The 10,434-nt window shown below is 69.3% G+C and carries 13 protein-coding genes; 3 read left to right on the top strand and 10 right to left on the bottom strand.

Annotated features, from left to right (window positions below; all coding sequences use genetic code 11):
- The coding region (locus DM816_RS36215; protein WP_246002557.1) for an aminoglycoside phosphotransferase family protein at positions 1–505 on the top strand (505 nt) is incomplete at its 5' end.
- Between the two features lie 104 nt (positions 506–609).
- Here the strand turns inward: DM816_RS36215 and DM816_RS36210 are convergent.
- From DM816_RS36210 to DM816_RS46030, 10 genes are all read right to left on the bottom strand, one after another.
- Positions 610–1,278, bottom strand: coding sequence for a hypothetical protein (locus tag DM816_RS36210; protein ID WP_117215031.1), 669 nt, complete (start codon positions 1,276–1,278; stop codon positions 610–612).
- A 40-nt stretch (positions 1,279–1,318) separates the two neighbouring features.
- Positions 1,319–1,717, bottom strand: a complete 399-nt coding sequence (locus DM816_RS36205; protein WP_117215030.1) for a hypothetical protein — start codon at positions 1,715–1,717, stop codon at positions 1,319–1,321.
- Positions 1,718–1,866: 149 nt separating this feature from the next.
- The gene (locus DM816_RS36200; protein WP_117215029.1) at positions 1,867–3,096 is read right to left on the bottom strand and encodes a sensor histidine kinase; all 1,230 of its coding nucleotides are present in this window, start codon (positions 3,094–3,096) and stop codon (positions 1,867–1,869) included.
- A complete protein-coding gene (locus DM816_RS36195; protein WP_117215028.1) occupies positions 3,096–3,788 on the bottom strand; it encodes a response regulator transcription factor in 693 nt (230 codons plus the stop codon). Before DM816_RS36195 ends, DM816_RS36200 begins: the two co-directional genes overlap by 1 nt.
- A gap of 45 nt (positions 3,789–3,833) precedes the next feature.
- Positions 3,834–4,724 (bottom strand): S1C family serine protease, encoded by an 891-nt coding sequence (locus DM816_RS36190; protein WP_246002556.1) that lies wholly within the window; start codon positions 4,722–4,724, stop codon positions 3,834–3,836.
- 16 nt (positions 4,725–4,740) lie between these two features.
- Positions 4,741–5,700, bottom strand: coding sequence for a VWA domain-containing protein (locus tag DM816_RS36185; RefSeq protein ID WP_117215026.1), 960 nt, complete (start codon positions 5,698–5,700; stop codon positions 4,741–4,743).
- Entirely contained in the window at positions 5,681–6,616 is a 936-nt protein-coding gene (locus DM816_RS36180) for a DUF58 domain-containing protein (protein ID WP_117215025.1), read from the bottom strand. Before DM816_RS36180 ends, DM816_RS36185 begins: the two co-directional genes overlap by 20 nt.
- The gene (locus tag DM816_RS36175; protein ID WP_342768793.1) at positions 6,613–7,626 is read right to left on the bottom strand and encodes an AAA family ATPase; all 1,014 of its coding nucleotides are present in this window, start codon (positions 7,624–7,626) and stop codon (positions 6,613–6,615) included. Before DM816_RS36175 ends, DM816_RS36180 begins: the two co-directional genes overlap by 4 nt.
- A 23-nt stretch (positions 7,627–7,649) precedes the next feature.
- Positions 7,650–7,838, bottom strand: coding sequence for a hypothetical protein (locus DM816_RS36170; protein ID WP_117215023.1), 189 nt, complete (start codon positions 7,836–7,838; stop codon positions 7,650–7,652).
- 916 nt (positions 7,839–8,754) lie between these two features.
- Positions 8,755–9,201 carry an nSTAND1 domain-containing NTPase gene (locus tag DM816_RS46030; protein WP_117215021.1) on the bottom strand — a complete coding sequence of 149 codons (447 nt, stop codon included), beginning with the start codon at positions 9,199–9,201 and terminating at the stop codon, positions 8,755–8,757.
- Between DM816_RS46030 and DM816_RS44895 the strand changes: the two genes are divergently transcribed.
- Positions 9,092–9,856: an RNA polymerase sigma factor gene (locus tag DM816_RS44895; RefSeq protein WP_246002555.1), complete on the top strand. Its 765-nt coding sequence runs from the start codon at positions 9,092–9,094 to the stop codon at positions 9,854–9,856. The two genes, DM816_RS46030 and DM816_RS44895, sit on opposite strands and share 110 nt — an antisense overlap.
- Positions 9,856–10,434, top strand: a 579-nt coding sequence (locus tag DM816_RS44890) for a hypothetical protein (RefSeq protein WP_246002554.1), incomplete at its 3' end; no start/stop codon positions are given. The genes DM816_RS44895 and DM816_RS44890, both read left to right, overlap by 1 nt.

Raw genomic sequence — 10,434 nt, 5'->3', positions numbered from 1 at the left:
CGGCCTGATCCGGCAGCTCGCGGTGCCCAGCCCGCCCGGCCTGCGCGCGCTGCCCGGCATGGCCCATGACATCGCCGCCGGGCTGCCGAAGCGCAATGCCGACCTGGGCGGGCCCGTGCCCGCGCCCTGGCTCGACCGGGCCTGCGGGCTGGGCCGTGAGTTGGCCTCGCGCCCGGCGGGCCTGCTCATCCATGCCGATCTGCACTACGGCAACATCCTGGCCGGGGATCGCCTGCCATGGCTAGCCGTCGATCCCCGCCCGGTCGACGGCGATCCCGCGTTCTCCATCCCGGAGCTCATGTGGACCCGGGCCGGCGAGCTGTCCACCGACCACGATGTCCACCGCCTGCTGGCAACCTTGGCGCAGGCCGCCGAGGTCGATCAGGAGGCCGCGCACGGCTGGACCATCGTCCGCTGCGTCGACTACTGGCTCTGGGGGCTCCAGCACGGCCTCACCATCGACCCGGCCCGCTGCGAGCGCGTCCTCACCGCCCTGCTCGCCTAAACCCGCGACCGGACCGGGCATCGCCGCGCGGGAGCAGACGTCACGGCCACCGTCCGCAACGCCCGGGCCGGTCCACATTGGACCGGCCCAAGCCGAAGCTAACGTCAACTGTTGCTCGTGTACACGTCGTCGACGAGGAACGACTCCTGCTCGTCGGCGGTGCTGCTGGCCGAGAACTGGTGACCGGTCAGATTGCTTGTGCCGCCGTCGAACCGGGTGGCCGTCCCGATCTGCACGCCGTTGACCGTGACTGTCGCAGTCGTCGTGGTCGCCCGGACGCGAATCGTGGACCAGATGCAGCCCGCCGTGCACGAGGTGGACGGGTTCAAGGCAGGCCCGTTGCCGATTGTCCGCCAGACTCCGCCCGCGTGATAGCGGATCGTGCCGTCGTTCCACACCGCCAGGTGGAAGGCGACCCGGCGCTGCCCGCCGACCGGGGTGGCCAGCACGTCAAACAGAAAGGCCGATGACGCGCCCGTGCCAACCGGCCGCCACTGCTCGGGATGGAAACGGAACTCGAGTGTCTTCACCGTGCTTGACGAGTCGACACGGCGGACGGCGGGCAGATGGTCGCCGCTGTCGTCGAGGATGCGCAGAGCCCGGCTCGTACCGCTGCCCACGCTGGATGGGGAAACCCACACTTCCAGATGCCCGATGTCCTGATTGTCGATGGTGTGGTCGATGGCGTAGCCGCGCGGGATACCGTTGACCGGATCGTTCTCGACGAGTTGACGTCGGCGGCGTGCAGCTCGATCTCGTTGAGGATGCTGCACGGCGCCACGACTCCGGGCGGGCACCATGACGCGGTGCCGGTCAGGACGCGCACATAGCGTGCATGACGCGCCGGGGCGGTCGCGGAGTATCGCAGGGCATAGCTTTCCTGCCCGCTGACGGTGTACCAGTTTCGTGGGCCTCGCGACCGGTCGGGGCGAAAGTCAGACCACGGTTGGCGGACACGATCTGGCTCGGCGCGCTGTAGCCGTCGAAGTCGAAGTGGGTGACATAGCCGCCATACACCGGACGGGTGGGCGCGTTCGCCGTGCCGGAGTCGTAGGCTTCGGCCATCGCATACCACGCCGGCGGATTGTTGCTGGGATCGAACGCCGTCGCCTCGGCACCCAGCACCAGGACGGGCGCCGACGGGGACAGCCCGGCCACCTCGGTCTTGGTCGCAGCGGTCGCAGGCGCCACCCAGACGCTGGCGGTCAGCATGATCGTCGCGGTTAACAAGCGAACCCTTTTTCATACCGAGCACGCTGGCCCCTCACGACGAGGTCCACAAGCGACAACCTCTTCAGTCGACCTATACGTTCAAGGCACCAGGGTCGTCCTCCACGATGGGCGGCGAGCTGGATGGCGGGTCAGATCAGCAGCGGGTTCGTTGCCGGGCGCGGTGCCAGGTCGCTGCCCGCACCGCGGGAGGGGAACCACAGGACAAAGGTGCTGCCCTCGCCCGGGGCGGAGTGCAGCGCCACCTGGCCGCCGTGGGACTCGACGACCTGGCGCACGATCGCCAAGCCCAGCCCGGTGCGCCGATCCCGCTCGCTCGCGCCCGACCCACGCCAGAACCGGTCGAACACACGCGCCTGGTCTGGTTCGGCGATCCCCGGTCCGCGGTCGGCGACACCGAGCCAGAGCCAGCCGTCCAGGTGTCCACTGGAGACGGCGATGTCGCTGTTGGACGGTGCGAGGCGTACAGCGTTGGACAGCAGGTTGCCGATCGCCCGCCGCAGCGCTTCCGGGTCACCGATCAGCGCAAGGCTGGGGCTGAGCCGGTCGCGCAGCCGCAGGCCGCGTTCGGAAGCCAGCGACGAGTAGTCTTCCATCGCCTCCCGGGCCACGGCAGCCAGATCCACGTCAGTGTCCGCCAACGCGGGCGTCGAGCGCCGCGCCGAGGCGAGCAGGTCTTCCACCAGATTCGACATCCGCGCGGTCGCCCGGTCCATCACCGCCACGGCTCGCCGGCGGTCCTCCTCGGTCGCGTCGGGTGAGGTCAGCGCCACGTCGAGGTTGGCGCGCATGATGGTCAGCGGGCTGCGCAGCTCGTGCGATACGTCGTCGATCAGCTGCCGCTGGGTGCGAAAAGCGGTGTCGAGGCGGTCCAGCATGGAGTCGACGGTGTCGGCCAGGTACCGCAGCTCATCGCGCGCTCCCCCGAGCTGAATGCGCCGGGACAGGTCGGTCGCCTGGATTTCTTCAGCGGTACGAGCGATCGCCCGCACCGGACGCAAAGCCCGACCGGCGAGCACCCAGCCGATGCCGAGACTGAGCAGGAACAGCCCGCCGAGCGCGCCAAATGAGAACGTGCGCAACGTTTCCAGCGTGCGGTAGTTGACGGCCGACTCGATCTCCTCGACCTCGGCCACCTCCATCGTGCCGATGTACCGCTTCTGTCCATTGTCGAGCCGGTCGTACAGGCTGGCCTGGTAGCTCTGCGTGATCGGATGCGGGTCGGTGCTCCGCTCGACCACGACATAGGTCACGGCCAGCAGCAGCCCGGCGACCAGTGACAGCAGCGTCGAGTACCAGACGGTGAGCCGGAAGCGGATCGACTGGAAGAAGCTGGGCAGCCCGCGAAGAAACCGCCCCATCACGACGCCTCCCAGAGCCGATAACCGCGGCCCACCACGGTCTGCACGAGGGCGCCGCCACCGGCTGCGACGAGCTTGCGCCGCAGGGTCCCGACGGTCACCCGGACGGTCTGGGTAAACGGGTCGGCGTTTTCATCCCACACGTGCTCGAGCAGGTCCTCGGCCGAGACCACGACGCCCGGTCTGGTCATCAGGTACTCGAGCACGCCGAACTCTTTGCGGGTCAGGTGTAGCCGGCGGTCGCCGCGATGCGCCTCATGCCGCGCCGTGTCCAGGCGCAGGTCGCCCACTTCGAGCACGGCGCCGCCGCCACCGGAGTCCCGCCGCAGCAGGGCACGCACCCGTGCCAGCAGCTCGGCCATCGCGAACGGCTTGACCAGGTAGTCGTCGGCGCCCTCGTCCAACCCGCGCACCCGGTCCTGCAGCGCGCCGCGAGCGGTCAGCATCAGCACGCGCAGGTCGGTGCCGCCGACGGCCGGCACTTCCCCGCGGCGCACCGCGCGGCACAGCTCGAAGCCGTCGCCGTCGGGCAGGTTGAGGTCGAGCAGCATCACGTCGTACGCGTTCACGGTGAGCCGATCCCGCGCCTGCGCCATGTCGGGGGCGGTGTCCACGGCATATCCGGCCCGGGTCAGCCCGAGCCGGACCGCGTGGACGAGATCTTCCTCGTCCTCGACGACCAAGATCCGCATAGAGCGCAACGTATCCCCGCTTCCTGAAAGGTTACTGAGTATCCGTCACCGGATGATCTCGCGGGCCACGGCGGCCGCACGGTCCACGGGCACCGCGAAGCCGATCCCGATCGACCCCGAACCGTCCAATGTGGCGATGGCCGTGTTGACACCGATCACCTCGCCGCCCGCGTTGACCAGCGGACCGCCGGAGTTGCCCGGGTTGATCGAGGCGTCGGTCTGTATGGCGCTCTGCTGCACGCCGTTTCCCAGCCGGACATTGCGATCCAGGGCGCTGACGATGCCGGCGGTGACCGTGCCCGACAGGCCCAGCGGCGACCCGACCGCGAGCACCGGCTCGCCAACGCGCACGTTGGACGAGCGGCCCCAGGACAAGGGGCGCAAGGCGTTTGACGGCGCCACGCGCAACACGGCGATGTCGGTGCCCGGGTCCGTGCCGATGACCTGGGCGGGGCGGCGCACGCCGTCGTTGCCGACGACGCTCACCGAGGTGGCGCCCGCCACGACATGGTTGTTGGTGACGATGTGCTGCCGGTCGTCGATGACGAACCCCGAACCGGATGCCCGGCCCACCTGTACCGATACGACTCCGGACAGCACCTGCGCCGCGACGTCGATGAGCCCGCCGGTGGCAGCCGGTGCGGGGGGTGGCGACAACGCCGCCGGCTCCGGGTCGCGGCCTGGGAGTCCCCCGGCGACGAGCCCACCGGCGACGGCGCCGGAACCCGCGCCGAGCACCACTACGAATACCGCGGTGGCGATCGCGCGCGGGAACCGGCGGCCGCCCGCCGCAGTCCCGGCAGGCCCAGCACCGGGAGGTGCGGACGGGGGCAACGCTGGCATGTCCCGCTGGACGAAGTCCGGCCCGCGCGGCTCGCCCAAGCCGGTCATCACAACCCCGGCCTGGTCCGGGTCTCTTCCACTGAGGTCGCTCATTGGCAGACCCCTCCTCTCAGGGCAGGCGGGCAAACCACAGCAGCGACGCGGCCGCGGCGGCGAGCGCAGCGAGCAGGGCGAAGCCGATGAAGCGCGCCGCCACGTCCTGCTGTTCGATGCGGTACCCGATGGAGCTACCGATGCCTTCGTAGATCTCGCGAAGCTCGGCGCCGGAGCCGGCCTCGTGATAGGTGCCCGCCGTCTGCTCGGCGACCATGCGCAGGGTCTGGCCGTCCAACGGCACCGGGACGGCACGTCCACTTTGGACGATCGTGCCCACACCGGTGCCGAACGCGATCGTGTCCACCGGCACGCCGGCGGCCGCTGCGTCGGCCGCCGACTCCGCCGGCTCGCGACCGGAGGTGTTCGCGCCGTCGGAGAGCACGACCACGCGCGCGGGCGGCGGGTCTTCACCGGCTCGTTCGTCGAGCGTCCGTACCGCGCGCAACGCGGCATCCACCGCCTCGCCGATCGCCGTACCCTGTGCGCCGCCCGGGTTCTGGCCCAGCCCTTCGATGCCGGCACGCACCGCATCGCGGTCCGTCGTCGGCGCCACCGCCACCGACGCGCCCCCGGCGAACGCGATCAGGCCCACGTTGAAGTGCTCCGGCAGCCCGTCGACGAACGCCCGTGCGGCCTCGCGCGCAGCGCCGAGCCGATCCGGGGAGACATCGGTGGCCCGCATCGAAGCCGACACGTCCACCGCGACGACCACGGTGGCCCGCTCGCGCGGGACGCGCACGTCGTCGACCGGGCGGGCAAACCCGAGCACCAGCAGGGCAAGCATCGCCAAGAACAGGCCGGCCGGCACGTGGCGCCGCCAGCCCGGCCGGGTCGGTGCGAGCCGCTCCAGCAACGCGAGGTTCGTGAACCGCACCGCATACCGGCTGCGCCGCAACTGGAGCACGACGTAGACCACGACGAGGCCTGCCACGCCTGCCAACAGCCAAAGCCGTTCAGGATTGAGGAAGCTCACGGCGCACCCCCTGAGCCAGCCGACGTTGAGTGAGCACATGCCGCACGATGTCGCGGACCCAGTCGCGATCCGTGCGCAGCGTGAGGTGGGACGCGCCCGAGCGGCGGATCGCGTCGGCCACCGCGCGTTGCTGGGCTGCCGCCGCGGTGGCATAGCGTGCCCGCAATCGGCGGCTGGCCGTGGAAATCTCCCGCCGCCGGCCGGTCTCCGGGTCGACGAGCGTCAGGATGCCCACGTCCGGCAGCTCTTCCTCGCGCCGGTCGATGGCCTGCACGGCGAGGACCTGGTGCCGTACCGCCAACCGCCGCAGCTGCGCGGCCCACTCCATCTCACCGTCCGAATAGGACCCGTCAAGGAAGTCCGAGACGATGACAGCGAGCCCGCGCCGGCGCGCCGCGCGGTTGAGCACCGCCAGCGCCTCGGCGAGGCTCGATGTCGCGCCGGGCGGGGTACGCGGAGCCGCGATCAACGTGCGCAGCACCCCCATAAGGTGGGCCCGGCCGGTACCGGCTGGGAAACGCCGCACACCTGATCCCTGCAAGACCAAGGCGCCCAAACGGTTGCCGAAGCCTGCGGTGAGAAACCCGACCGCGGCCACGGCGGCGACCGCCAGATCACGCTTCTCCACCGCCGCCGTACCGAAATCCATGCTGGCCGTCGCGTCTGCGAGCACCCACGTGGACAGTTCGCGGTCGGCGACCGTCTCGCGCACGTGCGGGACAGCGGTCCGCGCGGTCACGGCCCACTCCATGCGCCGCACGTCGTCTTCGCCGGGGACATACTCGCGCGACCCGGCGAACTCGGTGCCGGAACCGGGCAGCAGACCCAGGTACTGGCCATGCAGGAGCCCGTCAAGCCGGCGCGTGATGACAAGTTCGAGCCGGCGCAGCTCACGCTCTGTCGCGAGTGGATTCATGCCGCCCGCGCCTCCGCGATCTCGCGTGGTGCGACCACCGGCGGCCGAACGGCCGCGACGATCCGCTCCACGACGTCCTCGACCCGTACTCCGTCGGCGATCGCGTCGAAGGAGAGCACCATGCGGTGCGCGACCACGTCGACGGCGAGGTCGCGCACATCGTGCGGCAGCACGTAGTCACGTCCGCGCAACAGCGCCAGCGCACGCGCGGTCGCCACCAGCCCCAAGGTCGCCCGTGGACTTGCTCCGTAAGCGAGCGCACCAGCCAGGTCAGGCAGCCCGACCGAGGCGGTGTCCCTTGTGGACACGACCAGCCGCACCACGTATTCGGCGATGGCATGATGGACGAACACCGACCGCGCCGCGCGTTGCAGCGCGACCAGGCCGCCCGGGTCAAGCACCTGGCGCGCAACCGGCGGGTCGACGCCCATCCGGTACAGGATGCCAAGCTCCTCTTCCCCGGTCGGGTAGCCAACAGTGACCTTCATGAGGAACCGGTCCCGCTGCGCCTCCGGCAGTTGGTACACGCCTTCAGACTCGATCGGGTTCTGCGTGGCCAGCACCAGAAACGGGTCCGGCACCCGATAGGTCGTGCCGCCTATCGAGACCTGCCGCTCCGCCATCGCCTCCAGCAGCGCCGACTGCACCTTGGCCGGCGCACGGTTGATCTCGTCGGCAAGCACGAGGTTGGCCATCACCGGACCGAGCTCGACGTCGAACCCCTCCCGCGACGGCCGGTAGATCCTGGTCCCGACGATGTCCGAGGGCACGAGATCCGGCGTGAACTGGATGCGGGAGAACGTGCCGCCCACCGCCGCGGCAAGCGTTTGCGCCGCAAGCGTTTTCGCCACGCCCGGTACCCCTTCGAGCAGGCAGTGTCCGCCGGCCAGCAGCGCCGTGAGCAGCCGCTCCACCAGCCGATCCTGGCCTACGATCACCCGCTTGACCTCGAACAGCGTCCGCTCGAGCACCCTGACGGGCGCGCCGGCCGGCGGATCGCCGGCGCGCACCGCGGGCTCGCTTGATACGACGGTCACAATCCCTCACCCGACGTACCGCTCGACTCGCCACCCTCTTTGGGGCAGTCCTGCTTCACCTGCTCGATGACGACTTCGGGAGCCGGGCGGGCACCGTCGTCGGCGAGCGCCACCCCGCCGACGGCAAAGCCGGCGGCAACACCGGCGCCGGCGATGACCAGGGCCGCGAGCTTCTTCCTCTGCATGTCCTCGTTCCCTTCGTTGCGTCGTGTGTGCCTATGGCCGAGACCCGGAGACGACGGGGGCGCCGCGGGCCTCGACATTGCCCATGTCATCAGGCGGGACCGAAAACAAGGCGAAAGCGACGACTTCGAGCCGGCAAGGAAGGCCACCCAGCATCGGCGTTGGCAGTGACAACAGGGTGCGCGGGGCGCTTGCTGACTTTTCGCTGATTGCCGACGAGAGAAGATCAAGAATACGAGCAAGGCCCCTCGAAAGGGGCCTTGATCAGCTTAAATAGATGGTGGGCGATACTGGGTTTGAATGAGAAACTCTATCCAGCATATCAGGCCTATGCTCCCAAAACACCCGATAATTTCTCATCAATACTGCTCATGTTTCGGGCAAATCGATCGCGCTGTACGCTCCGGTGCACCCAAGGTCACGCATAACACGTCAATGTTTCGATGTTACGGTTCACTAACGAAACCGTCTGCGCCGGACACCGCCCAAACCACATCACACGCCTTCAACCCGCCGCCCGCCTCCACGCACAGGAGCAAACGGATCACGCCGACGCACCCGCGACGTACGCCGGAAGGCCCTTTGCTCAGGCACCACCGGCTCCCGAACCACCTCCGGCTCCTGCTCCCGCTCCTGCCACGACCTGATCAACCGGGCCAACTGATCACCACTCATGAAGATCCGCCCACCCGGCCGGGTCACAAGCTGATGCGGAATCTTCCCGCAAGCGATCCACCGCCTGATCGTCGACTCCCCATGCCGAGTCCAACGAGCGATCTCCCTTTTGTCGAACAACGTCAGAAAGTCACCATCAACCGGACGCCGATCCTCCATATCGCCCCACCTCACGAGCGGCACCCACATCCAGCCCGAGCATGCACATCAGAATCAGTAACAAGCAAGACAAACCAGACATCTTCACCGAGACGAGTGCCATCCATGAGCACCTCCCCCGGGCCACCGACATCGTCCCTTCGACACAAGCGACATCAGCAGCGTCCGAAACAGAAGTCGAAACTGCAGCGTCGATTGAGAAGGTCGGTGTCGGTCAGCAGGCGCCACAGGTGAAGCCGACAGCAACTCCGCAGTCAGGAGCCGACGGCGGGTGTCGGCGGCATCCGCGGAGACCTGTACCAGGCTGATAAACAGCTGCCGGGCAAGGTCGCGCTGGTGCTCGGTCAGCGTGTGGTAAACCGCGTCGGCGGTGGCGGCTACGGCACCGTGGATCCCGCCGACCTTGCGGTAGTCGGCAATCGTGAGCCGTCGGCCGAGTGCCTGCGACCACGTCGCGTACAGCGCATGGGACAGCAGCGGCAGGACACCGGTGTCGCGTGCTCCCTCACCGGTGCCGCCGCGCGGCGACACGTCACGCAGCAGCGTCGCGGACAGCGCCGCGCAGGCCGCCTCCTTCGACGTGTGGAGCTGGCGTGTGCTCGCGGCGCAGGCGGGCGACGAGGATGCCTTCCGCACCCTGTACCGCACCGTGCAGCCACAACTGCTGCACTACCTGCGCACAGACCGGCGACGACGCCGAGGACGTGGCGTCGGAGACGTGGCGTCGGAGACGTGGCTTCAGACCGCGCGTGACCTGCGCTCGTTTCGAGGTGACTTCGACGACTTCCGCGGCTGGACGGTCACCATCGCACGCCATCGCGCACTGGACCACGTGCGGCGCCTGCAACGCCGCCCACGCACCGTGGTGCCACTGGACGAACAATCCGGCGGCACCACCGCGGACGCCGCGGCGCAAGCCACCGAGTCGCTGGCCACCCAGCGCGCGATCGCACTGATCGCGCGCCTGCCGCGGGTCGAGGCGGAAGTGGTCATGCTGCGGGTCGTATGGGACTCGACGCCGCCACGGTCGGCCGGATCCTCGGCAAGCGACCCGGTGCGGTACGCACAGCGGCCCACCGGGGCCTGCGCCGCCTGGCCGAACAACTCGGGCAAAACCCAGCTTCTTTCAGGACAGATAACTATGAATGTAATGCTGCGGACATCTCACGCGCTGGGGAAGCTGTGATGAGCGTGCACCAGCCTCACGGCGGTTTGCGGCCCGCGCAACCTGGGCCGCACACCGGCACCGCAGGCCCGCTGACCGATCTGATCGCCGTGGCATCCGCGCCGGCCGAGCCCGGCCCGCTGCCCGGCGAGGACACGGTTATGGCCGCCTACCGGGCCGCTCAACGCGAACCAACACCCCAACCTCGGAGACCATCGATGATCCAACTCGCGTTAGCCAAAATCTTCACCGTCAAAGCGGCCATCGCCGCGTGCATCGCCCTCGCCGGTGGCGTCGCGGTCGCCACCACCACCGGCATCATCCCCGATCCGCTGGACACCGACGTTCCGACCCCGGCGCCGGCGCACAGCACCCGCTCAACCGAGCCGTCCACATCGGACAGTCCAACCGCCGCGCTGTATGGCCTCTGCACCGCATACCTCGCCGCTGCGCAACCCTCCATGCTGGACACCCCTGCCTACGGCCCACTGGTCGCGGCCGCTGGCGGCAAAGACCACGTCACCACCTACTGCACCGGCGTCACCGCCAACCCGCCCGCCGCCACACCCACACCCTCCCACCCCACAGGCGCGCCCACC

It is taken from the genome of Allorhizocola rhizosphaerae (genome assembly GCF_003426775.1).
In the GTDB taxonomy this organism is placed as follows: domain Bacteria; phylum Actinomycetota; class Actinomycetes; order Mycobacteriales; family Micromonosporaceae; genus Allorhizocola; species Allorhizocola rhizosphaerae.
The sequence above is the reverse complement of the archived record's forward strand: the minus strand, read 5'-3'. Positions and strand labels throughout refer to the sequence as shown.